Consider the following 23,979-nt stretch of genomic DNA (forward strand, 5'->3'; position numbering starts at 1 on the left):
GGGTAGTACCAGCGGTCGAACGACCGGAGTTCGTCCGGGAGCCGGGCCGCTACGGCCTGGGGGCCTGTGGGTTTGGTGCGCCTACGTCTGGTCCCGATCCCACCGGGCCTTGGCAGCCGTCCGGGCTGCCTTGCGGCGCCTGGTCTTTGGGTCGTCCTCGTCGGCGTCGTTGTCCGGGAGTCCCAGCCGACCGAGGAGCTGTGCCAGAAGGGCACGCTGAAACCTGGCCTCCGACAGCGTCGGCTGGATAACCGGTTGTCCCTGACTGCCTTTCACGGTCAACGGGGCTTCTGCGGCGTGCTCGTCAGGCTCTGCGATGATGTCGGCCACCCGGCACGCCTGGGTGAGTACCTGCACCTTGTGCGGCTCCTCGTCCAGGTCGAATTCGTCGATCAGGCTCGACGGTGTCGAACCTGCTGGAGCGGCCCATCTCGGATGGGACCGCGAAACTTACTGACCGGGAAAAACTCAAGGCTGCGAATCGCAGCGGGAGAGGCTGACGCAATACCGACCGGTCATGTGCGGGGGGCGTAGGGGTGCCCCGGTGGGGGCCTGCGTGCGACCCGCCTGGGCGCCTACGCCCGGCGCGCCCCCCTCTACGCACAGGCCAAGCGGGGTGCGCTGCACCCTGTACCTGCTGGCCTGCACCCCTGCGCGCTGAGAGGGGCAGGCCCGACGCCTGCCCTGCGTCCCCTGCCGACGCCTGCACCCCTACCCCGAGCGGGGGCGGGGCGGGGAGGTGGAGTGCCCTGCCTGCCCCGCCTCCCCTCCGCGTGCCTGCCTGTGCCTACCTCGGCACGGGGCAAGCTCCTGCGTCCGAATCCGGCACAGGCTCTGTCGCAACCTTTACGATGCGGTCCTGGGCTCACGACGCTGAAGGAGGACCTGGCGATGGGATTGCCCGCATTGGTTCTCGTGCACGGAGGCGGGTTCGCCGCTGATTGTTGGGAGCCCACCGTCGACGTGATCCGCATCCTGGAGCCGGAACTAAAGGTGCTCGCTGTTGATCTGCCGGGGCGGCGAGGGAAGCCCGGTGACCTGATCACCGCTTGTGTCGATGGGTGGGTCGATTCGGTGCTGTCGGACATCGAGAATGCTGCGCTCGACGACTTCGTGATCGTCGGCCATTCGCTGGCGGGCGTGATCGTCCCCGGTGTTGTCACCAAGCTCCGCTCGGCGCGGGTGCGGGAGATGATCTTGGCCACCGCGCAGGTACCAGCCAACGGCAGCGCCCTGGTGGACACGCTTCCCGGGGCGCAGACCTGGTACGCACGTCGCACCGCGAAACGTTATGTGCAGAAAGGCCGTTCGGTTCGGGCGGGAGGTTTGCCTACTGCGTTGGCGGGGTTTGTATTTTGCAACGGAATGACTCCCGCACAGCGCAGGTTCACGCTGGCTCGGTCCTGTCAGGAATCACCCTCCATCATGATAGAAAAAGTTGATCGCAGCGGTATGCCCGACGAGGTGCCACGAACGTGGATACTCACTCGGCGTGATCGTTCCGTCTCGATGAAGATTCAACATGAGTGCATCGCCGCGCTTGGCGGAGTGCAGACGCTCATTGAGATCGACACCTGCCACATGCTGATGGTGAGCGAACCTGAACGCCTGGCAGAGATCCTCATCGGGCGTTGCCGTTTGTACGAATAGCCCACGCGCTGAGGACTTGTCGTGAGTGCTGCCGCAAACGATCGAGCGATGGGACGCCACAGTGGCCTCTGGCGGAGGGCGCTTTCGGCGTGAACTGACGGCTTTGGTCGTGAACTGACGGCTTTCGCTGTGAGGCTAGGGCGGCGATCGATCACCAATCTCCGCCCAGGTTTCACCCGCAAAGCCCTGATTTCACACGCAAAGCCCAGGATTCACGCGCAACGCTGGCCGCGGGCCGTCGACGTGCATTCCATGGCGCCGAAGTCGAGATGGTCCGCGCGGCGACGCTGAACCGCTCAGCCTGGATCGTGACCGCGGCGGCCGTCGTGCGCCCACGCGAGTAGGTCCGGAGCCGCGAGCTGGCCGGCGCGGTCGTTATAGCGCCGAAACGCGTGTTCGGTGAAGAAGTCCCGCCATTCACCGCTGCCACCGGCCCGGAAGAACCGCTCGTTGCTGTGCCAGACGCCTTCGGTGGAGTCGGGGGCGAACTCGTCGGCGCGGGCCCGCATGGCTTCCAGCGTGGCATGCTCCGCCAACTTCTCGGCTCGGTCCCGCCCGAGCTGGTACCCGAGCGTCCGGCCGAGACGGATGAATTCGCCGACCAGGTCCCGCTGGTAGTCGGCGTAGTGGAAGAGGGCCACATTGGGCAGGTGGCGGCGGTCCCACAACGAGGAAAAATGGTGCAGCACGTTGGCGAGCGAGCCCATGCCCTGCACGGGGGGTTTGGGCCCGATTCCGGTGGGCCCGAAGCCGTCGGGCGGCACGAACCCCATCCCTTTCGGGGGCAGGTTGCCCATCCCCTCGGGAGGCATGATCGGTCCTTCCATCCAGTCCCGAAATGCCTGCACCGGGCTGGGAACTCCGGCGGCAGGCGGGGGCGGCGGTACCGGGTGCCCCGGCGATCCGCCTTGCAGCCGCCGCAGGCGCTCGACGTTCATGTTGTCCCATTGCCGCAATTCCGACACCGCTGCGTCGCGCGGATCGCGGCCGACCCCGAGGTAGGTGACGCGGTCGTCGAGCACCAGTCCGTCCAGCGGCGTGTGGGTCTTGAGGAACCGCCGGTGATCTTGCGCATCGAGAACGGCGACGACCTCGTCGATCGGCCTGATGTTCAAGTCGACCCACGGCGACACCGTCGACAGTGGCCCGGGCAGCTCCGGTCCGTCGAAGACGAGCAGTGACACCAGCCGTTGAGTCCAGGTCATGCCGCACTTCGACGGCGCGGAGATGACGATGTCGCCCTCGCGCAGCTTCAGCGCGTCCCAACGCAGGTTGTCGCTCAGCCACGAGCGGTAGACGACTCGGCCGGCCATCACTGATCGGGGTCCCAACCCCTGCGGCCCTCATGAGCCCAGGCCAGCAGGTCCGCCCCGGCCAACTCACCCGCGCGCTCGTGATAGCGCCGGTGCTCGGCTTCGGTGAAGATCTCCCGCCACTCCCCTTGCCCGCCGGCCCGGAAGAAGGGTTCGTTCCGCTCCCACACGCCGTCGGTGGCCTTGGGGGCGAGCTCCGAAGCGCGAGCGCGCATGGCGTCCAGCGCCGCGTGCCGCGCCAGCTCCGCCGCCCGATCGCGATCCAGCCCGATACCCAGAGCCGCGGCCAGCCGGATCAGCTCGCCGACGAGGTCCGCCTGATAGTCGGCATAGTGGAACAACGCCACGTTGGGCAGGTGACGCCGGGACCAGACCGAGTCGAAATGCTGCAGGATGGTCGCCAGCGAAGCGATTCCCTCGGTGGGGGCGACAGGCTGCTCCATCCAGGCGCGTAGCACGTCCAGTCGGCTGAACTCGCCGCCGAAGTCCCGCCGGATCGGTGGGAACGGCTCGCCGGGCGGTCCCTGGGCCAGGCGCAGGGCCCGCATCCGGTCGTGGTCCATCAGCATCGAAACCGCGGCATCGCGCGGGTCGCGCCCCACCCCGAGGTAGGTGACGCGCTCGTCGAGCACGAGGCCGTCCAGCGGCGTGTGGGTCTTGATGAAGCGCCGGTGCTCCTGGGCGTCGAGGGCCGCGACGACCTTCTCCACCGGCTGGACGGTCAGGTCGAACCATGGCGAGACCAGCGGCAGCGGCCCCGGCAGGTGCGGCCCGTCGAACACGAGTAACGACACCAGCCGCTGTGTCCAGGTGGTGCCGCACTTGGGTGGTGCGGAGATGACGATGTCGCCCTCGCGCAGCCGCAGGGCGTCCCAACGCAGGTTGTCGCTCATCCACGAGCGATACATCACCCGCTCGGGCATCAGCGGCGAATGATGTCGAACAGCATTCCCTCGACAGTGACCCCGGGAGCGAACGCCAGCGCCACCCCGGTCGAGATCTCCTTTGCCGACTCGGGTTGCCGCACCATCGTTTCCAGCACGAAGATCAGTGACACGCTCAGCATGTTGCCGAACCCGGCCAGCACATCCCAGCTGGGCGCCGCCCGCTCCGGCGGGATCGCCAGCGAGCGCACCGACTCCTCGATGATCCTGGGACCACCCGGGTGAATGGCCCACAGGTCGATATCGGACTTTTGTAATCCGTTGTCTGCCAACATCTCTGCCACCACCGGAGCAACGCCGGCGTAGATGTAGTCGGGCAGGCTCTCGGACAGTTCACAAGTGATGCCGTTGTGGTTGACGCCGAGCACGATGCCGTCCGACGCGCCGTCGAGCAGCCGACTGAAGCTGGAGCGAATCACCACCTTGCCCGGTTCGAGTTTCTCGTGCACCTGGCTGGCGCCGATCACCAACGCCGCACATCCGTCGCCGAACAGGCTGTGCGTCACCACGTCGTTGACGTCATCGGCGAAAACCGCATTGACCGAGCACAATTCGACGCACACCACCATCGCCTTCAGGTCCGGGTGAGCGCGAACGTAACTGGCGGCGACGCGAACGGCGTTCATCGCGGCCGCGCAGCCCATGAAATTCACCACGACCCGCGAAACCGACCTGGACAGGCCGAGTTCCCTGACGATCGCGACATCGACTCCCGGTGCGATGAATCCGGTGCTGGTCACGAACACCAGCAGCCCGACTTCGTCGGGCGCATAGGGAAGAGCGCGCAGCGCCCGCCCACCCACCTCGACGGCCAGCGGAACCGCGTGCCGGTGGAACAGATCCATCCGGTCCCGGATCGTCGCCGGATTCCGCCGAAACGGCGCGAACCCGGCATCGAGCGGGTCCACGGCCATATGGCGGGTTGCGACCTTGGTCTTGGCGTACACGCGCAGGATTCGGTCCCGCTGCACCGGGTCGGCGAACAGGCCGGCCACCCGGTGGGCCGCCTCGCACTGATTCACCAGCCGCTGTGGCGTGCCGGTCGCGATGCTTTCGATCACCGCCACAGTGGTCGGCGGGGACGGTGGCAACTCGGCCAGGCTATGGCCTTGTTGCTCACAGCTTTCTGGCTGCGGGACGCTGCCCTCCGAGATGCTCATACCGAACCGATTCCGACGAATCCCTGAATCACGTAGTCAGCGCTGGCTTTCCAGGCAGCGGGCGAGCAATGCTCGCGCAGGAAGCCCCAGTTCAGCTGGCTGGCCTGCCGGGAGGGTGACAGTAGATAAGTCCGGCACAGCTTGGGAAGCCGATCGGTGACAAAGCTTTTCGCGGGAAGCCACTCGATGCCGAATTTGGCCGCTTCTTCGGCCAGCACGTCCTCGGTGGCGATGTTGGCGAATCCGCTGCGCTGAAACGGCAGCACGTGATGAACGCGGTGCGAGCTCAGGCCGGCCGACAGGAAGCAGTCGACGTAGCGATTGCCGACCACCTTCAGGTCGTCGGCGTGCTCGAGTTGATCCCGGCCCCAATCCTGCTCGCGGCTGCGGCCACCGTCTTCGAAGTCATGGCTGGCGACCACCAGGAAGGTGCTGACCCAAAGCGTCGCGACGAATTGCAAAGCCCAGGCCCAGAAGTCGCCGGCCGCTACGAACACCACTAGTTCGCCGACGAGCAGCAGCCGCACCGCCGAGGATCCCAGGAAATGTGGGAGCGCCCGGCTCCAGCTCCCATACGACTCGTGTACGCCGACTTTCCACGTGATGCGCCAGACGTCGGCGATCCGGACGGCCATGCCGGTCAGGAGATGCCCGAACTTGTGGATGGTGTGCACCGGCACCCGATACAGCCGGGGCAGCCGCATCATCATCGTGAACACGTTCTTCTTGATGTCCACCCCGCTCTGGGTGTACGGGTGATGCAGCAGCGTGTGTCCGTCGGCGGTAACCAAAGACAGCGCTACGTAGTTCATGTCGAAGGCGTTGCCGAAGACCCGGTTCATGCCCCGCTGCGCGCGGTGCAAAGCGTAATGACCGAACCCGGCCAGCGAACTGCGCAGCAACACCATCGCAATCACGAAGAGCGGCAACGGCATCCAGCGAGGTTCGGCCAGCCGCAGCGCCTGAACGGTGAAATACGCGACGAACAGCAGCACCGCCACGACGTTGAAATACGTGTCCATACGCTTGATCCGGGCGGCCAGGGCAGGCTCGTTCAGTCGGGCTTTGACCCGGTGCAGCAGATCGTCGTGGTCGTCGAATCGGTACTTCGGGGTGTCCCGCCAGCTGTTGAAATCCTCGTCGAATAGGAATGCCGGCGCATTGTGCTTCGGGTGGATGTCCTGCGGCGTGGCATCGCGGCCTAAGGCGTACCGCCGCTGCAGGATTCGTTCCACCTTTGCCGGATCGCGGTGGTAGGAAGCAACGATGGCGGTGATGTCGCGGTTCTTCGTTCGCCCGATGAAAAAGGCACCGCCCGGATGCTTGGCGATCCAGTCACTGAGGTCGTAGGCGCGCCCGTTGTAAACCCATACGTCTGACAGCCTCGGCCCACCCGGAGGGGCGGCGGCGCTCGGCGAAGCGGCGCGCTCCCGTACTTCTGGGAGGTCGTTGGTCATTCGCATTCCTCCAACTCTGACGTCGGTGGAGGTGTAGGGGTGTCAGGGCGGAAACCGGCCCATAATTTCGGGCCGGCTCCCAATCCGAAGTTCACGCGAAGGCGCCAGTTACCCCGTGGGGTTGGGGATGTTGACCGGCTGACCCCACGCCGACAGGGTGATGCTGACGTTGCCCTGACCCTTGTCCACCACCATCCGCACCAGATTCGCGGTGGTTCCCGGCGTCGCTTTCACGTCGGTGATGTACAGCGTGATCGGCAGAGGCGCAGTAGCGTCCTTGGCAATCTGCGGAATGATCGGGTCGATCACCGCCGCGTCGATGGTCCCCGTCACCTTGACCGTGGCCACGCCGTTGATGTTCTCGTTGCCGGCGATCTGCGGGTTCTGGACCTTGCCGATCGCGCTGCCCAGACCTTTGTCCTTGTCCAGGATGATGCCCGGGTCGTAGATCTTCACGGCCGGTCCCACCGAGGTGTACTTCCCGGTCTCGTTCTTGGTGTACATGGTCTTGTTGGTGACCAGGAAGTCCTTGCCGACGGCCGGCGCCTGCGGTTGCAGCCGGATGTTCGCGTGACCGATCGCCTGACCGTTGCCCTGGGGCTGGTTGGTCACGTCGGCGTCGACGCTCTCCATCGGGAGAGTCGTGAGGTTGGTCGTCGCCAGGATGATGTGGAGCGACCGCAGGGCCGTGGTCGCCTTGGAGGCGTCCTGAACGAGTTGCGCGGCCTGAGCCGACGGCGCCGCAGACGTTCCTGCGGACGTCGTTGCCGCACCGGATGTCCCACTTGATGTCCCGGACGCACCAGGAGTTTGAGATCCGGAAGTCTGGGATGTCGTGGATTTGTTCCCGCAGCCCGCCAGTACCGTCGCGATCATTGCCGTCGCGGCCACGATCGTGAGAAATCTCGGGCGGGAAGGTCGACGGACAGCTCGTCGGAACGAGGTTTGCGCTTGGTCGGTCAAGCCCATCATTGGCAGCCTTTGCTGAGTTATCTAATCGGTGGCAATGAGCAGCGATTCGCTGCGCTCGCGTGCAGTACGGACGAGGTCCCCACAGTCTGAGCTCTCGCCGGAGGTTCCGGGTCTTGGTGACTGCATACCCGCACCCTGGCTCACCGGCGGCGCCAACGTCTTTCGAGACATGCGCCGCCCTCCCAGCTTGTTCACCAGATCGCATCGGCCGGAGAGCAGCGAGATTAGCATGCGGCGGGGTGCGCGAGGAGCGGTTTCGGCAAAGCAGCAACCGGGCCGGACGCGCTGAATCCCGGGTACAGCGGGTGGCCTCGCCCAGCAAAATGGGTTGCCAGCGGGTTCCCGCGGCCTCGGCGCACATCGTTTCGGCCGACGCTTTACCCTCGACCGGGTGAATCTCGACGCCAATCAGGTCTCCCTCCGGGAGGTCTGCGATGCCGGTCTGCTCGCCGGTGCGGTCACGGTTGTCTGGCAGCGCGGAGAAGTGCTGCAGATCAACGAGATCGGCTACCGCGATGTCGAAGCGGGCCTGCCGATGCAGCAGGACACACTGTTTCGCATCGCGTCGATGACCAAGCCGGTCACGGTGGCGGCGGCGATGAGCCTGGTCGACGCGGGCAAGCTGGCTCTCGTCGAGCCGATCGCGCGCTGGACACCGGAGTTGGCCGGCGTTCGCGTGCTCGACGACCCCAGGGGTCCGCTGGACCGGACGCATCCCGCACGACGGCCTATCGTGCTCGCCGACTTGCTGACCCACACCAGCGGTCTGGCCTACAGCTTCTCGGTGTCCGGACCCATCTCCCAGGCCTACATGCGGTTGCCCTTCGATCAGGGTTCGGACACCTGGCTGGCCGAACTCGCCGCGCTGCCGCTGGTGCATCAGCCCGGTGATCGGGTGACCTACAGCCATGCCACCGATGTGCTGGGCGTGATCATCGCCCGCGCCGAGGGCAAACCGTTTCACCAGGTTCTCGACGAGCGGATCCTGGGCCCGGCCGGCATGACCGACACCGGGTTCTTCGTGCCGATGGATGCGCGAAGACGTGCCGCGACCATGTATCGCCTCGACAACGAGGGTCAGCTCCGCCACGACGTCATGGGACCGCCACACGTCAAGCCGCCGTCGTTCTGCAACGCCGGCGGTGGGCTCTGGTCAACCGCCCGGGACTACCTGCGATTCGTGCGAATGCTGCTCGGTGACGGTTCGGTCGACGATGTCCGGGTGCTCTCACCGGAGTCGGTGCGGCTGATGCGCACCGATCGGCTCACCGACGAGCAGAAGCAACACAACTTCCTGGGCGCGCCGTTCTGGGTCGGGCGCGGGTTCGGTTTCAACCTGTCGCTGGTCACCGATCCGGCGAAGTCCACGCCGCTGTTCGGGCCCGGAGGCCCCGGAACGTTCAGCTGGCCCGGCGCATACGGAACCTGGTGGCAAGCCGATCCGACCGCGGGCCTGATCCTGCTGTACCTGATACAGAATTGTCCGGACATGTCCGTCGACGCGGCCACGGCCGTGGCCGGCAACACGTCGCTGGCCAAGCTGCGGACCGCGCAACCGAGGTTCGTCCGCGAAACGTATCGCGCGCTGGGTCTGTAGCGGAGACCTCACCGATGGCCGCCTACCCGCCTGACCGGATCGCCGGAGCGCGGCTGCTGCTGCGCCTGCCCGTGCCCGACGACGCCGGCGCACTGTTCCAGCGGGTCGCCCGCGATCCCGAGGTCACCAAATATCTGTTGTGGAGCCCGCATCCCGATGTGGCGGCGACGCGGCGGGTTATCACCGAGAAACTGAACGCCGGCGACGACGAGCGGACCTGGGCCATCGCGCTGCGGCACAGCGACGACGTGATCGGCCTCACCAGTTGCCGGCGCCCGGTGCGGCACTCCGTGGAAATCGGGTATTGCATCGGCCGGCGTTGGTGGGGCAAGGGTTTGATGTCGGAGGCGCTCGCGATGCTGATGGCTGCGCTGGAAGCCGACCCCGACGTGTACCGCGTCTGGGCCACCTGCAACGTCGATAACGATCGCTCGGCGCGACTGCTGGCACGAGCCGGGTTCGTCCTGGAGGGCCGGCTGGCCCGCCATGCCGTCTACCCGACCATCGGGCCCGAACCGTGCGACAGCCTGCTCTACGCCAAGGCGCTGCGCTGAGCGGTCCGGGCTCCGCCGAGCCTGCGGTGAGGGCGCGATTCTCGCGAAAAACACAGCGCTGAGCGCAGTTTCGATGCCACCACTGCAGACTCGGCGGCCGGACTACCCGGCGCCGCGGTCCAGCGCGCGACGAGCGTATGCCCGGACATCGGCATCGCTGTCCTTGAGCGCGATGCGCAGAGCATCCGCAGCCGCGGGTTCGCCGGCCCATCGCGTCAGGCTGAGCACGGCCGCCTTGCGCACGTCGAGATGCGCGTCGTCGAGCGCCCGGGCCAGCCGGGGTATTGCCTGCTCTGGCGCCGCGCCCGACATGGCACGGGCCGCGCCCTCCCGCACCTGCCATGCCGGTGCCTGCAACGCACGGTCGACGACAGCGAAATCTACTGCATCGCAACCTAATTCACCAAGTGCGGCCAGCGCGGCGGCGCGCACCAGCGGATCCGGGTCGCCGATCAGCGCGCTAACGGTATCGGCGCCGGCACGCAGGGTCGCCAGGCCGGCGGCGGCAGCGATGCGGACCTCCCGGTTCTCGTCGCTGCCGGCGGACACCACCCCGGCCACGTCGTCGACCGAAACCGCCGCCCGCACCGCCTCGATCCGCACCCGGTGGTCCGGATCCTGCAGCCCACGGCGGAACTCCCCGGCATCGCCGGACCGGCGTGCGGCAAGCACGTAGATAGCCGCCGCACGCACCACCGTGTCGCCGGAGCGCAGATACGCCCTCGCGGCAGCCGGATCCGGCAGCACCTCGACGAGTTCGCGGACCCCGTCGGCGGCGGTGCGGCGAACCGCGGCATCGTCATCGTCCAGCGCGGCGAACAGGGCCGGGGCGTATCCGTCGGAGGTGTGCTCGGTCAGCGTGGCCACCGCGGTCCGGCGCACTACGGAATCGGCGTCGGACAGATACGGGACCAAATCGGCGACGGCCGGCTCCTCGAGCGCAAGCACCTCGGCGATACGCGGCGAGGGCGCTTCGAATGTGGTTGTGGCCGCAGCGATCCGGGACCGAGTGGTAGCTGGGGCCTGGCCGCCGACCAGCGGCGGCTGCTCCACCTCATGCACCGTCTGGTCGTCCGGCGGCAGGCCGTCCAACTCCGGCACCGGCACGAGATATGGCGCCACCGGCCGTTTCAGGAACAGCATGTCGCCGCCGGCGCCCTTGCGCAGGTTCAGGTGATAGCCCCACTGGCTGTCGTCGCGGCCGGGCAGGTCGGCGCGATTGTGGTAAAGGCCCCAGCGCGATTCGGTCCGGGTCAGCGAGGACCGGGCGGCCATCTCGGCGCAGTCTCGGATGAACGACACCTCCACGGCGCGCATCAGCTCATGCGGGGTACGGGCACCCATGCCGCCGATCTCGTCGCGCATCCGGTCGAAAGTGCGTACCGCGATGGACAGCTTGGCCGCCGTCTTCGGTGGGGCCACGTAGTCGTTGACGAACCGTCGCAGCTTGTATTCGACCTGTGGCTGCGGCGGGCCGTCGGGATGCTTGAGCGGGCGGTAGATCAGGTCGTGGGCATCGTGCAGCTGGTCTTGCGGAAGTTCTTGCGGTGCCGCAACTTCGGCCAGGGTCGACGCAGCATGGGCGCCCGCAAGGTCGCCGAAGACGAACGCCCCGATCATGTAGTTGTGCGGCACACAGGCCAGGTCTCCGGCCGCATACAGCCCGGGCACCGTGGTGCGGGCGTGTTCGTCGACCCAGACACCCGAGGCGGAATGTCCACTGCACAAGCCGATTTCGGAGATATGCATCTCGACGTCGTGCGTGCGGTAGTCGTGGCCGCGGTTGGTGTGGAAGGTGCCGCGGGTGGGTCGCTCGGTGGTGTGCAGGATGTTCTCCAGCGTGGTCAGCGTCTCGTCGGACAGGTGCGACACCTTGAGGTAGATCGGTCCTCGCGCCGAGTCGATCTCGCTTTTGACTTCGGCCATCATCTGCCCCGACCAGTAGTCGGAGTCGACGAACCGCTCGCCGTGTGAGTTGACCTGGTAGCCGCCGAACGGGTTGGCGACGTAGGCGCACGCCGGGCCGTTGTAGTCCTTGATCAGCGGATTGACCTGGAAGCATTCGATGCCGGAGAGCTCCGCTCCCGCGTGGTACGCCATCGAGTACCCGTCTCCGGCGTTGGTCGGGTTCTCGTAGGTGCCGTACAGATACCCCGACGCCGGCAAGCCCAAGCGCCCGCACGCCCCGGTGGCCAGGATCACCGCCTTGGCGCCAACGGCGACGAATTCCCCGGTGCGCGTGTGCAATGCGGCGGCGCCGACCGCCCGGCCTCCGCTTTTGGGGTCGGTCAACACCCGCACCGGCATCAGCCGGTTCTCGATCCGGATCTTCTCCCGCATCGACCGCTGCCGCAGCACCCGGTACAGCGCCTTCTTGACGTCCTTGCCTTCCGGCATGGGCAGCACGTAGGAGCCCGACCGGTGCACCCTGCGCACCGCGTACTCGCCGTGTTCGTCCTTCTCGAACTTCACCCCGTAGCGCTCCAGTCGCTGCACCATCGCGAATCCACGGGTCGCGGTCTGATACACGGTGCGCTGGTTGACGATTCCGTCGTTGGCCCGGGTGATCTCGGCGACGTAGTCCTCCGGTTCGGCCTTGCCGGGAATGACGGCGTTGTTCACCCCGTCCATGCCCATCGCAAGCGCACCGGAATGCCGCACGTGAGCCTTCTCCAGCAACAACACCTGGGCGCCGTGCTCGGCGGCGCTCAGCGCAGCCAAGGTGCCCGCGGTGCCGCCGCCGATGACCAAAACGTCGCAGTCCAGGCGGACCGGCACCCGATCGGGTATCTGCATCATGCTGCCCCCGAATGGTCCAGTGCGGCAATGATTTCAGCGCGCAGCTCAGCGCGCGGCACAGCCTGCCGCGGGTCGGGCACGTCCAGCAGCGCGCGCAGCGGCTGACCGGCCCGGCCCAGCACCGCAATGCGGTCACCCAGGAGCAGGGCCTCGTCGACGTCGTGCGTGACGAAGACGATAGTGGTCGGATGGGCGCGCCAGGTGTCGATCAGCAATCGCTGCATGGCTGTCCGGGTCTGAGTGTCCAAGGCCCCGAACGGCTCGTCCATCATTACCGCGCGCGGCGCCCCGGCCAGGCCCCGGGCCAGCTGGACCCGTTGGCGCATACCACCGGACAGGCTCTTGGGCAGGTAGTGGCCGAAGCCGGTCAGCCCGACTTCGGCTATCCAGTGCTCGGCCTGCGCGCGCCGCGTGGCGCGCGGTACACCGCGCAATCGCAGCGCCAGTTCGATGTTGGACCGCACGGTGCGCCACGGCAATAACGCGTTGTCCTGGAAGACCATCCCCCGATTCCCCGAGGTGGTGGTGACTTCGACGCCGTCGGCCAGCACCCGGCCGTCGTCGGGAGGCAGCAGTCCGGCCAGAGCGCGCAGCACCGTCGACTTACCGCAGCCCGACGGCCCGGTGAGCACCAGGATCTCCTCGGGGCGCACCGCCAAACTCAACCCGTCGATCACCGCAATACCGGTGTAGGACAGCCGAATCCGGTCCAGCGCCAGGCTCATTCCCATACTTTTCGGGGTCATCGCTGATTCTCCTGTGCTCGCGGCAGCCAGCGGGTGACGCGGCGGCCCACCAGTTCGACCGCCGCGGAGGTCGCGAATCCGAGTACGCCGATGGTGAGAATCCCGACGAACACCTGCGGGTAGGCCAGCACGGTGTAGTCCTGCCAGGTGCGGTAACCGACACCCAGGCGCCCGGAGATCATCTCCGCGGATATCACGCAGATCCATGCCACGCCCATGCCGACCGACAGGCCGCCGAACACGCCGGGCAGGATGCCCGGCAGCACCACCTGGCTCAGCACCGCCCACCGGCCGCCGCCCAGCGTGCGCACGGAGTCCTCCCACAGCGTGGGCAGTGCCCGCACCGCGTGCCGGGTGCTCACCATGATCGGGAAATAGGCCGCCAGGAAGGTGATGAAAACGATGCCGGCCTCGTCGGTGGGAAACAGCAGGATCGCCACCGGCACCATCGCAATGGCGGGGATGGGCCGGGCCAGCTCGGCCAGCGGGCCGAACAGGTCGGCGAACAGTCGAGAGCGGCCCAGCAGCACACCCGTCGCGACGCCGACGGCCGCGGCCAGTCCAAATCCGGTGAGAATGCGCAGCAATGACTGCGCCAAGTCGAGCCAGTAGTCGAACTTGCCAAGCCGCTGAGTCAGGGCATGCGCGATCTCGGTCACGGTCGGCAGCGTGTCGAATCGCAGCCAGAGCCGTACTTTGCCGGCGGTGAGCACCTGCCAAAGGCCGATCGCGGCGGCCACGGACACCAGCCGCAGCAGTCTCGAACGCCACGGTGAAGCGGGGCGGCGCGGCGGGTCCAGCGCGGGCGCCGAGACCGCGTCGAAGACTTGGCCGGCCACTACTTGCGCAGTCATAGCGAACCTCCCAGTGCCTGTTGGTAATCCACCGCAACGCCGCCCGGGTGCGCGGCGATATACCGCCGTGCGCCGGCTGCGGTGCTGAACGGGTGATAGGTCTGGCCGTCCCGCACCCACACCGCCTTGTCGGCGAACCACCGGGTGCCCAGCTCGGTGTCGGGGACATAGGCCGCGCGGACCTTGGCGCCGCGAGCGGTCGCGTCCCGAATCGCCTGCAGCAGCGCGGTGGGGCTGGCGACGGTCTCGGTCGCGTCGGATCCGTCCAGCCACACTTCGCCGGCCTGGGCCGGGTCGCCACCGAGTACCGACGGGTTCGCTGTGGCGGCCCGGGCCGCGTTGTAGTCGCGACCGCGGGCACCGTACACCGCGCGCAGTGGTTCGTCCTGGACGAACCCGGGGACGTCCAGGTCGGCGAACTCGCCGATCGACTTTAGATAGGGCACATCGCTTTTCAGCGCATTGACCAGGGACGGCTTGAGCGTGGTGTCGAAGGAGGTGCCGCCGGGCCCGTTGTACAGGTAGACGACTTCTTGCGGCAGCCCGCTTGCTTGGGCGACGATACGGGCTGCCTCCAGCGGCCTTTCGTTCAGGAAGTCGGTCGCGTCAAGTTGTGCCTGCAGAAAAGCCGCCAGCACTTCCGGGTGGGTGGCCGCGTACGCGCGCCGGATGACCACGCCGTGCAGAGTGGGCAGGTTCAACTCGGCCCCGTCGTACAGCAGTTTGGCCTTGCCCTGGTAGACCAACAGCCCAGGCCAGGCCACGAACTGCGAAAGTCCTTGGACCTGGCCGGATTCCAGCGCGGAAGCGCCGATCTGGGGCTGCTGGTTGAGCACCTCGACGCCGGCGGGATCGATGCCCGCCCGGTCCAGGGCACGTACCAGCGTGCCGTGCCCGGCCGAGCCGACGCTGGCCGACACCTTCTTGCCGGCCAGGTCGGTCAACATGGTTGCCGACGAATTCGGTGTCACCACAACCATGTTCAGTGCGCCCTTGGGGTTGTAGCCGGTGACCGACACCATTTCGGTGCGGGCCCGCGGATTCGACTGCGTCTTGGAACCGTTGATCAACATGGGGTAGTCCCCCATCGAGCCGATGTCGATCTTCTCGGCCAGCATCTGTGCGGTGATCGGAGCACCGGTGTCGTAATCCTGCCACCGGACAGCGTATTTGGTTCCGGTGCGGGCGGTGATGTCGGCCAGCCGGCGCTCCAGATAACCCTGCGCCCGAAGCAAGGTGCCCGCGGTCACCGTGTTGATGGTCTTGGACTGATAGCCGACGACGACGTTGACCACACCGGAGGACTGCGCCAGCGATTCCAGCGAGCAGCCGGCGGTGACCGCGACGGCCGTGCACACGATCGACACCTGCCGCGCTATGCGTCTTTTCATGGAAAGGCCTGGGCTGTAGGCTGATTCAGCGTAGGAGGTAGGGCATGTTTACCGTGACGGCGCCGGTCGGGCAGCGGGCCGCGCACGGGCCGCAATACCAGCATTCGTCGACGTGCATGAAGGCTTTGCCGGTTTCCGGATTGATGGCAAGGGCATCCAGCGGACATATCTCGACGCAAAGGGTGCAACCGTCGATACACAACGACTCGTCGATGGTGACCGGCACATCGGCCCGGTTGTTTACCAGTGTCATAAGTTGCTCCTAATCAGGCTGCCGCGCATGGTGATTCGATCGCCCCGCATCCGGATGTATTCCAGGTCAACGGGTCTGCCGTCGTCGAGGCTGGTGAGCCGCTCCAGCATGAGCAGCGCCGCCCCGTCGGGCACCTGCAGTGTGGCCGCCGAGTGGGCGTCGGCGGGAATGGCTTCCAGCGCCAGCGACGCCGAGCCCAGCCGGTGCCCGCTGACCTGCTCGATGAGCGCGAACAGGTCTTGGTTTTCCAAGGAGTTTTCCAGCGGGAGGTCCAGGATCTCGGTTCCGATATCCGGCGTTAGGTAGGTCAGGTCCAGGCTGAGCGGCAGGTCACCGAGGTAACGAAGTCTCTCGATGAACATCACCTGGTCGCCTGGTTTCAGGTGCAGCCGGCTGGCCACCGCCGGCGGCGCGGCCACCGGCATCGCGGCGCGTACCTCGTTGCGGACCTCCCCCAGATCCTTGAATGTCTCCTTGAGCCCGAGCAGCGCATCGAGTCCGTGGTGGTATTTGCGCTGCGCGACATGGGTGCCGACCTTGGGCCCGCGCTCGATCAGGCCTTCGTTCTTCAGCACGGTGAGTGCCTCGCGAATGGTGTTCCGCGAGACCAAGAATTCCGCTGCCAACTTGGTTTCGGAGGGAAGCCCGTCGGGATACGCGCCGGCGTGGATCTGCTGGCGCAGCACGTCAGCCGTCCGGCGAGCCCGGTCAGCCCGGGACCGGTTGATCGGCACTGCCGACTCAGCTGTGGCCACGCCGTCACGCTAATGCGGTTCAGCGCCATGTTCTGGGTGAGCGGCGGCGGCCCTCAGTGGCCGGCCAGCCTATTGCGCCAGTTGCAATTCGGCCGTGACCAGTCAAAATACCGGCCCCGCCCGCTATTGCGCCACCTACGACGAGTCGCCGAACTTTGGATCCCGCTGAGCGCAACCCGTCACCGTTTGCCCCAGTGCCATTGCGGTGTGGTCAGCAGGTCCTGCCCCTTGATGCGGGTCTCGCCCCATTCCTTGTACAGCTCTATCTCGACGGCTGGGGCGCCAGCAGTAGCGGGAATTGTGTCGAGGAAGTCCAGCAGCAAGCGCGAGTGGGTGACTACCACCACCTGAGTATTCGACGAGGCGGTGCGGATCAACGATGCGAGCGGCTCGACCAGGCTCGGGTGCAGTGAGGTTTCCGGTTCGTTGAGCACCATCAGCGACGGCGCCTGTGGGCTCAGCAGCGCGGCGGCCCAGAGCAGGAAACGCAATGTACCGTCCGACAATTCGGCCGCCCGGAGCGGACGCAGCATGCCACGCTGCCGAAGCTGAAGGTCGAACAGCCCGTCGTGGACGGCCACCGAGACGGCGGCACCGTCGAATGCGTCGGCCACGACGCGGTCCAGGTCGCCGAAACCCGCTTCGATGATGGTCTGAATCGCGGCGGCCAGGTCGTTGCCGTCGTCGCTGAGCACCGGGGTTCGGGTACCGACCTGCGGGTGCCGCGCGGGCGCGGCGGCGTCGACCCGGAATCCGTCGTAGAAACGCCAGCTGCGCAGCCGTTCCCGTACCGCCGCGAGTTCGGGCAGCGCGTGTGGGTGCGCATACTCGGCCAGCACGCTGCGGTAGGTCGGCAACGAGCGGGATAGCTCGTCAAAGCCGCTGTCCGACTCGGCGCGCACCTCGGCGAAGTCCCGTACCCGCCGCACCAGGGTCGCAGCCGTGCGCAGCACCGGGCCGGCGAACAATGCTTCGCGCTTGATCTCCGGGTCGCGGGCGAAGGCCGACCCCGGCCCGGCGGACTGCGGGACGCCGAGGTCCACGAGATACCCGAAATCGTCTGCGGCGAAGCCCATTTCGAGCGAGACCGGACGATTGCGCACGGTGCCCTCGGCTTTTCCGGTTCGTCGCGCCCCGCCGAGCTGCTCCGGACCGGCCCACAGCACCGACACCAGTCCGCCCTCGCGGGCCAGCGAACCGATCACCTCGCCGCGTCCACAGTCGGCCAGCAGCCGCAAGGCGCGGTACAACGACGACTTCCCCGAACCGTTGGCCCCCGTGACGACGGTCAGCCGGCCCAGCGGCAGTATGACCTCGCGCAGGGAGCGGTACCCGCGGATGGCGACCGTCTGCAGCACGGGCCCGACTCTACGTCGCCAACCGATGTTGAGCAGACGCCGTAGCCAACGGGTGCCGAGCAGACGCAGAATCGCCTATTTCGGCGGGGATTAGGGCGATTTTATGTCTGCTCGCGGGAGGAAGTGGCGCCCGCTCGCGCTACTACCCCCTCGCCGTTGATACCCGATGCGTCGGCTGGGATCTCGAACACCGCCGCCGCGTCGCCCACCGCAGCCATTGCCGCATTCCGTTGAGCCTCAAGGCGTTTCAGCGCAGTCTGGGTGAACACGGACAAACCGAGCTCGTGGTTGTATCCGTGGATTTCCTTGACGTCGAGTTGGGCCAGGAACCAGATGATTTCCTTGGAGACAACCTGTCCCGGGACCAGCACCGGGAAACCCGGGGGGTAAGGCACCACGAACGTCGTGGACACCAGCGTCTTCCCCTCGGCAAGCCGCCGCCCGGCCGCGCCGATCAGCACGTACTCGCGGTCCGACTCTTCGTAACCGGCATAAAAAGCCGATCGCGTGTCGCCGAACCTGCAGGCGTCGTCGGGACGGAAGGCGACGTCGAACTCGCTGAAGTCGGGCAGGTGCGGCAGATCCTGGGTGATCTCCTCGACGCGGCGTTGATGTAGTGCCCAGTCGGCCACGCTCGCCGCCTCCTTTGCCCGGTCGAAATCGGAAGCCACCCGGCGCAGCACGTCAAGCAGATGATGCACACTCGACCAGGTGACGCCGATGGTGAAGATCAACAGCACGCTGTTGATCGACGTCTTGTTGATCTGGATGCCGAACCGGTCCATCAGGATCTTCTCGCGGAAGTCGTACCCGTTCATTCCGGTGTTGCCGAGAAACAGCGTGACCCGCGTCGGGTCCAGCACGAACTGATCGGATCGCCACGCCTCGTTCCACTCGTCGAGGGCACCCTGCCTGACTTCGCGGTACGAGCTGACGTGGGACGCCCGGAACTCCTCGGGCACCAAGTCGGACTCGTCGAGGATGCGGAACCACTTGCTGATCAGCCGGTCCTTGCGGACGCGGTGCCGGAACACCAGCGCCATGTCGTAGGTCTGCCGGACAAGCTGGAAGCCCTCGATGTCGACCTGGCGACGCGCCAGGTCCAGTGAAGCCAACAGCTGCTGGTTCGGCGACGTCGACGTGTGGGTCAAGAACGCCTCGCCGAACGCATCACGCGCCCGGGCGTTGAAATCCTGGTCCCGGATGTGGATCATCGACGCCTGCCGGAATGCCGACAGTGACTTGTGGGTCGAGTGCGTCGCGTACACCCGGACCCGCGCGCGAGCGGGGTCGGGCAGCAGCCGGTGCTCAGCCCACTCCGACCGTGGGATCCCCTCCATGGATGCGCGCCATTCGCGGTATTCCTCGGCGTATTCGCGAGACGCCAACATTTGTTCGAGACGCTCGGCGGACACCATCGCGGTGCGCTGACGAGCCCACGGCACGGCGGTGGCGAACGCGTACCATGCCTCGTCCCACAGGAAGCAGATGTCCGGCTTGATGGCCAGCACTTCTTCCATCACCCGGCGGGGGTTGTAGACGACTCCGTCGAAGATGCAGTTGGTGAGCAACAGCATGCGCACCTTGTCCAGCTGCCCGGCCGCCTCGAGGTCCAGCAGCTCCTTCTTGATGGTGCGCAGCGGTACCGCCCCGTAGATCGCGAACTGCGGCAGCGCGTAGGACTCCAGGTACAGCGGGTAGGCGCCGGCCAACACCAGGCCGTAGTGGTGCGACTTATGGCAGTTGCGGTCGATCAGAACGATGTCGCCGGGCCGGGTCAACGACTGCACGACGATCTTGTTCGCGGTGGACGTGCCGTTGGTGACGAAGTAGGTGTGGTCGGCGTTCCAGGTGACCGCGGCCTTGTCCATGGCCTTTTTGATGTTGCCGTGCGGGTCCAGCAACGAATCGAGCCCACCGGAGGTGGTCGAGGTCTCGGCCATGAAGATGTTGCGGCCGTAGAACTCGCCCATGTCCTCCAGCGACTTGGAGTTGAAGATGCTGGCGCCGCGCGCGACGGGAAGCGCGTGGAACTGACCGACGGGTGCGGCCGCGTAGGCCCGCAGCGCGTCGAAAAACGGTGTGGAGAAACGGTTTCGCAAGCCCGCGATCACCGTGCTGTGCAAATCGGTGACGTCGTTGAGCCGGTAGAAGGTGCGGTCGTAGACGTCGGGGTCGTCGTCGGAGCCCGCCGCGATCGACTCATCGGTGAGCAGATAGAGGTCGATGTGGGGCCGCAGTTCGCGGATCCACTCGCCGCACTCGACCCAGTCGTGCGCGCGATCGGACACCGGTACGTCATCGTTGGCACCTAGCAGCGTGTTCATCAACGGCACCCGGTCACGCGAACGCAGCGGCAGGTCATGGCGGATGATCGCGGCCTGGATTTCGCCGTTCAGCGCCACCGCGGTGATGGCGTCCTCGACACTGGGGGCCACCAGGATCTCGAACTGGACGTCGTCGGCCGGGTTGCGCAGCGCGCGCAGGCATTCGACGAGACTCTCGGGTGCAGTGGGCGGCGCGTCGTCGGCCAGCAAGACGGTGTAGAACTGCTGTTGTTTCGCCTTGGCCACCAGCTCTTGATCCGCCAGCGGCGCGGAGGTGTCGAAAAGCGCTGTGCGGTCGCCGTATTCAGACAACAAGCGCACGGCCAGCGACACCTCCTCGCAGAGCCGCACCGTGGAAAGACTGTCCAGATGTGCGCGAAAGGTCGCCAAGTTTTCCGCGCCCGGATACAGCCAGTACCGCTCGTAGGCGCCGATGCGGTCCATCAGGCGCTTGACTCTGGCCACGTCGTGGGCGATGTCCAGTCCGGCCAGGTCGACCTCGGCCAGGTGCCGGCAGGCGTCGTCGAGCTGGTTCCAGGTGTCGATGCGGGTGTACGACGGGTTGGCCACGGCCGCCAGCGCGGACACCCGAAGTCGCCGCTGCTGGGCACTGTCTCGAGTCATATCGTCACCTGTCTTCTGGCGCGGGCTGCCCCCAACGGTCCCAGCCAGTGCAACTCACAATTATGGCGCGCCAGACGAAAATAGTGACCAAAACCGCTATCACCGGATTGCGTCGCGGAATCTCCCCGGCGGCGGCGCCGGTTGCTGCACATGCTCCGAGGTTACGACTTTGCGGTCGTCAGCGACCGTCCTTTCCGTAGGCGACGGCAAGCATGAGTCCCAACACCGCCAGCAACAAGAACAACATCGCCACCGGGTCGATCAGGTCGAACAACATGCGATGCCGTCCCCGCGCAGCCTGTCGGCGCATCGCACGGGCCGTCGAACTGCCTTCGTAATCCCATGTGCTGCTGCCGGTTTGGGGCTGTTCATGCCGTGACTCGAGCTTTGTAGGGCACCGCCTCTATCAACGTCACGCGGTGCTCAGGCCCCTGCGGCATCGAATAGATGCGCTGCTCGCCCAGCCGGGCTCCGGCGATCGCGTGGCCCAGCGGCGACAGCATCGAGTACACCTTGACGGCAGCATCCTTGCCGGCGCGCCTGCCCAGCAGAAAGGTCTCGGTCTCGCCGGTCTCGTAGCGGATGGTGAGCAGCATGCCGGCTTTGGCGATCGGGGCGCCTCCGCGATCGTCTCCGGTGTGCGCGTTGTGCCTGGCCATCCAAAAGCGTCGTCTGTCAGTCATTTTCTGTGTTTCCTTTCGTTGGCAGAGGGTTGTCGCCAGGGGCGGGCCAGGGCAGAGCAGCCGCCCCTGACGACTCGGCGCCCACGGGGGGAAGTTCAGGCGTGCGGAAAATTCGCTGTTGATCCCATGGTGGTGCGGGCGGATGCAGTGACGCTTGCGGTGAGCCGACAACCCGGCGGTGCACCGTTGTCAGGATCCGACAACGTCTTTGCGGACAAGCCTTCGCGGACAAGCCTTCGCGGACAAGCCTTCGCGGGCGAGCCTGAATTACCGTTGGCCCAGCAGGTTGTCGATGCCCCGCTGCCACGCCGCGTTGCGTGACCGGTCAAGGGCCATCCGCGCGACCAGGTACAAGGCGACCGCCGACAAGGTCGTGCCGAGCCAGACGGCGAAAGCGGAGGCCACCGCCTCGTCGACGGCGGTCGTGCTCGGCCGGCCCACCGGCGAGCCGTCGTCGTCCAGCCAGACCTCGACCGTGTCGCCCACCTGGACCGTGCGTGGCGCGACGACGTCGCCGGTGTGTTCGGTGCCCGAAATGAGCCATCGTGCGGGAACCGTGATGGTCGGGCGTTCGAGGTTCTGACGGGAATCGCCGGTGCCGATGACGGTCGCAGTGACCGTGCGGTATTTGGCGGCCTGCTCGGTGTAGACGCGGCTGCGAGAGTCGTGCACCGCGGTGCCCACAGCGGCCGCGACGGGCATCGAGATCAGTGACACCGCGACCGCTAACACCAAGAAAAATGCCTGCAACCGGTCGCTGGTGCGCGTCAGCGGGTTACCACCGAACAGGCTGACCGACGTCTTTCGTGGCAGGCGCACCGTGAACGTCTCCATCGCGTCGTCCGGTCGGCGGCCGGCAAGCGGTTGATGATCGGGCGGCGGGGTGCTCATCGAATGTTCCTGTCCACGGGGGCGCCTTCCATGATGGTGGCGATGGCGCCGACCGGCGTTGCCCCAGCAGGACAAATCCGCGGCCGCGGGTTGTCGCAGCCGGACAGCACGGCCGTCAGTCGGTGTCGGCGGCCGCCAGCTCGATCGTCATGGCCAGCCGCTTCTTGGGGTCGTCCAGTGGCAGGTTGGTTATCTCGGCCATCTTGCGCAGCCGGTAACGCACGGTGTTCTCGTGCACCCCCAACCGCTCGCCGGCGCGCGTCGGGTCGCCCTGCTCCTCCAGCCAGGCGCGCAGCGTGGCCACATACTCTGTCGCGTTGTCGCGGTCGTGGCGGCGCAACTCGGCCACCGGTCCGCGGTCCGGTGTTCGCCCCGACCGCGCGGCGCGGCGCAATCGCTGCAACAGGATGTCGTCCCACGACTCGTCGTAGGCCGGCGTATCGCCCTGCGGCGACACATCACAAAGCGCCAGGCACTCGTCGGCTTCCTGCCGCGCCGCCGGCAGGTCAGCCACCTCGGCCGCCGCGCTGATCCCGGCCACCACCCCGACCTGCTCAGGCAGGGCGGCTCGCAGACCGCTCACCCAGCGCCGCGCCGTATCCGCTTCCGCGCTGGGCAGCAGGGTGTAGACGGTGTTACCCGCCAGTGCGCTCCGGCCCGCCCGCGACCACCCGAAACCCGTGGTTGCGCGGTCGAAGGCCAATAGCAGAGCGGCATCGCGCTCGTCGCCGATGGATGCTTGCAGCGCGATCACCCGCAGCGCCGTGTGCGAGAGGCCCAGCCTGCTGGCCAGCGTGATGGCGTCCAGTGTGCCCTCGAGCAACTGAATCACCAGCTCGGATTCCACCTGTCGTTCCAGATCCGCGCTGGCGCGTGACCGGAGCAGATGCAGTGCCACCGTGTGGGCGCCGTCCGTCAGGGCATTGCGCTGGGCGCCGTCCAGCGGTGCCTCGCAGGCCACCCACACCGACCCGACGATCTCTCCCCCCGTACGCACCGCGACCACCATGCGGCCGGTCATGCCGTGCTCGTCATCGGCTGCGACGAACAACGGCTCGTCCGACGCCGCCAAATGCGCAAATACGCCTCGTGACTCGAACAGTGCGCGCAGCTGCTCCGGCGTCTGCCGGCCCAGGATGGTCGATATCCGCGCCGGGTCGGCGTGCTGCTGCAGCCGCGAATACGCCAGTACCCGCAACAGCTTGTCCTCGATCGTCACCGCGCCACCGGTCGACTCGGCGAGACTGTCGGCCAGCGCGAACAAATCCGTTGGGCCACGACCGGATTCGGTTTCCCGGCCCTCCAGCACCAGCCCGTAGACCACCGCGGCAACCTCGCTCCACGAGACGGCACCGTCGAGCGTCATCACCGCGCCCTGCGTCCCCGGGTCGAACGTCATGGGCTCCGCGTCGCGCGTCAACACCACCACGGCGCGCGCCGCCGCGCCCCAGCTCACCGCTTCCTCCAAGGAGCCGGCGCCGACGGCCAGCAACACGTCGCCCGTCGCCGCACGGTGCTGCTTTGGTTCGTGGATCACCACGCTGCGCAACTCCGTCGACCTGGGCACCGACGACCAGCGCAACCGGACCCCATAACCGCCCAGCACGTTGATCAAGCGGTCGAAAGTGATCAAGAAACCACTCCCAATCCC

20 protein-coding genes are annotated in these 23,979 nt (G+C 66.8%); 3 read left to right on the forward strand and 17 right to left on the reverse strand.

Going from position 1 to position 23,979, the window contains the following annotated elements:
* Positions 1-81 precede the first annotated feature (81 nt).
* Complete coding sequence (locus A5791_RS26755; protein ID WP_197504666.1) at positions 82-357, reverse strand: hypothetical protein; 276 nt, start codon at positions 355-357, stop codon at positions 82-84.
* Positions 358-891: 534 nt separating this feature from the next.
* On the opposite strand from A5791_RS26755, the gene A5791_RS12050 reads away from it, so the two are divergent.
* A complete protein-coding gene (locus A5791_RS12050; RefSeq protein WP_067236145.1) occupies positions 892-1,650 on the forward strand; it encodes an alpha/beta fold hydrolase in 759 nt (252 codons plus the stop codon).
* A 296-nt stretch (positions 1,651-1,946) separates the two neighbouring features.
* On the opposite strand, the gene A5791_RS12055 is transcribed toward A5791_RS12050, so the two are convergent.
* From A5791_RS12055 to A5791_RS12075, 5 genes are all read right to left on the reverse strand, one after another.
* Positions 1,947-2,963: a sulfotransferase domain-containing protein gene (locus A5791_RS12055; protein ID WP_067236147.1), complete on the reverse strand. Its 1,017-nt coding sequence runs from the start codon at positions 2,961-2,963 to the stop codon at positions 1,947-1,949.
* Positions 2,963-3,886: a sulfotransferase domain-containing protein gene (locus A5791_RS12060; protein ID WP_067236149.1), complete on the reverse strand. Its 924-nt coding sequence runs from the start codon at positions 3,884-3,886 to the stop codon at positions 2,963-2,965. Before A5791_RS12060 ends, A5791_RS12055 begins: the two co-directional genes overlap by 1 nt.
* Complete coding sequence (locus A5791_RS12065; RefSeq protein WP_067236154.1) at positions 3,886-5,067, reverse strand: type III polyketide synthase; 1,182 nt, start codon at positions 5,065-5,067, stop codon at positions 3,886-3,888. Before A5791_RS12065 ends, A5791_RS12060 begins: the two co-directional genes overlap by 1 nt.
* Positions 5,064-6,524, reverse strand: coding sequence for a cytochrome b5 domain-containing protein (locus tag A5791_RS12070; protein ID WP_156661181.1), 1,461 nt, complete (start codon positions 6,522-6,524; stop codon positions 5,064-5,066). The genes A5791_RS12065 and A5791_RS12070 overlap by 4 nt, the downstream gene beginning before the upstream one ends.
* Positions 6,525-6,632: 108 nt before the next feature.
* Positions 6,633-7,496, reverse strand: a complete 864-nt coding sequence (locus tag A5791_RS12075) for an LppX_LprAFG lipoprotein (RefSeq protein ID WP_067236171.1) — start codon at positions 7,494-7,496, stop codon at positions 6,633-6,635.
* Positions 7,497-7,887: 391 nt separating this feature from the next.
* Between A5791_RS12075 and A5791_RS12080 the strand changes: the two genes are divergently transcribed.
* Together A5791_RS12080 and A5791_RS12085 are read left to right on the forward strand one after the other, a co-directional pair.
* Complete coding sequence (locus A5791_RS12080) at positions 7,888-9,093, forward strand: serine hydrolase (RefSeq protein ID WP_067236173.1); 1,206 nt, start codon at positions 7,888-7,890, stop codon at positions 9,091-9,093.
* 14 nt (positions 9,094-9,107) lie between these two features.
* On the forward strand, positions 9,108-9,647 hold the full coding sequence (locus tag A5791_RS12085; protein WP_067236180.1) for a GNAT family N-acetyltransferase: 540 nt from the start codon (positions 9,108-9,110) through the stop codon (positions 9,645-9,647).
* A gap of 102 nt (positions 9,648-9,749) precedes the next feature.
* Here the strand turns inward: A5791_RS12085 and A5791_RS12090 are convergent, their stop codons facing one another.
* The 11 genes from A5791_RS12090 to A5791_RS12140 all read right to left on the reverse strand — a co-directional run bounded on the left by A5791_RS12090 (position 9,750) and on the right by A5791_RS12140 (position 23,961).
* The gene (locus A5791_RS12090; protein ID WP_197504667.1) at positions 9,750-12,446 is read right to left on the reverse strand and encodes a fumarate reductase/succinate dehydrogenase flavoprotein subunit; all 2,697 of its coding nucleotides are present in this window, start codon (positions 12,444-12,446) and stop codon (positions 9,750-9,752) included.
* Positions 12,443-13,192, reverse strand: a complete 750-nt coding sequence (locus A5791_RS12095; RefSeq protein WP_067236182.1) for an ABC transporter ATP-binding protein — start codon at positions 13,190-13,192, stop codon at positions 12,443-12,445. Before A5791_RS12095 ends, A5791_RS12090 begins: the two co-directional genes overlap by 4 nt.
* On the reverse strand, positions 13,189-14,046 hold the full coding sequence (locus A5791_RS12100) for an ABC transporter permease (protein ID WP_067236186.1): 858 nt from the start codon (positions 14,044-14,046) through the stop codon (positions 13,189-13,191). The genes A5791_RS12095 and A5791_RS12100 overlap by 4 nt, the downstream gene beginning before the upstream one ends.
* Positions 14,043-15,437 (reverse strand): ABC transporter substrate-binding protein, encoded by a 1,395-nt coding sequence (locus A5791_RS12105; RefSeq protein WP_067236188.1) that lies wholly within the window; start codon positions 15,435-15,437, stop codon positions 14,043-14,045. Before A5791_RS12105 ends, A5791_RS12100 begins: the two co-directional genes overlap by 4 nt.
* 25 nt (positions 15,438-15,462) lie before the next feature.
* Positions 15,463-15,690 (reverse strand): ferredoxin family protein, encoded by a 228-nt coding sequence (locus A5791_RS12110; RefSeq protein ID WP_067236190.1) that lies wholly within the window; start codon positions 15,688-15,690, stop codon positions 15,463-15,465.
* The gene (locus A5791_RS12115) at positions 15,687-16,376 is read right to left on the reverse strand and encodes a GntR family transcriptional regulator (RefSeq protein ID WP_369828059.1); all 690 of its coding nucleotides are present in this window, start codon (positions 16,374-16,376) and stop codon (positions 15,687-15,689) included. The genes A5791_RS12110 and A5791_RS12115 overlap by 4 nt, the downstream gene beginning before the upstream one ends.
* Before the next feature lie 248 nt (positions 16,377-16,624).
* On the reverse strand, positions 16,625-17,803 hold the full coding sequence (locus tag A5791_RS12120) for an AAA family ATPase (RefSeq protein ID WP_067236196.1): 1,179 nt from the start codon (positions 17,801-17,803) through the stop codon (positions 16,625-16,627).
* Positions 17,804-17,904: 101 nt separating this feature from the next.
* On the reverse strand, positions 17,905-20,754 hold the full coding sequence (locus tag A5791_RS12125) for an aminotransferase class I/II-fold pyridoxal phosphate-dependent enzyme (RefSeq protein WP_067236199.1): 2,850 nt from the start codon (positions 20,752-20,754) through the stop codon (positions 17,905-17,907).
* A gap of 368 nt (positions 20,755-21,122) precedes the next feature.
* Complete coding sequence (locus A5791_RS12130) at positions 21,123-21,437, reverse strand: GreA/GreB family elongation factor (RefSeq protein ID WP_082966877.1); 315 nt, start codon at positions 21,435-21,437, stop codon at positions 21,123-21,125.
* Positions 21,438-21,704: 267 nt separating this feature from the next.
* Entirely contained in the window at positions 21,705-22,328 is a 624-nt protein-coding gene (locus A5791_RS12135) for a hypothetical protein (RefSeq protein WP_067236206.1), read from the reverse strand.
* Positions 22,329-22,443: 115 nt separating this feature from the next.
* Positions 22,444-23,961: a CdaR family transcriptional regulator gene (locus A5791_RS12140; protein ID WP_067236210.1), complete on the reverse strand. Its 1,518-nt coding sequence runs from the start codon at positions 23,959-23,961 to the stop codon at positions 22,444-22,446.
* Positions 23,962-23,979 lie beyond the last annotated feature (18 nt).

Source organism: Mycobacterium sp. 852002-51163_SCH5372311, from assembly GCF_001667115.1.
Taxonomy (GTDB): Bacteria; Actinomycetota; Actinomycetes; order Mycobacteriales; family Mycobacteriaceae; genus Mycobacterium.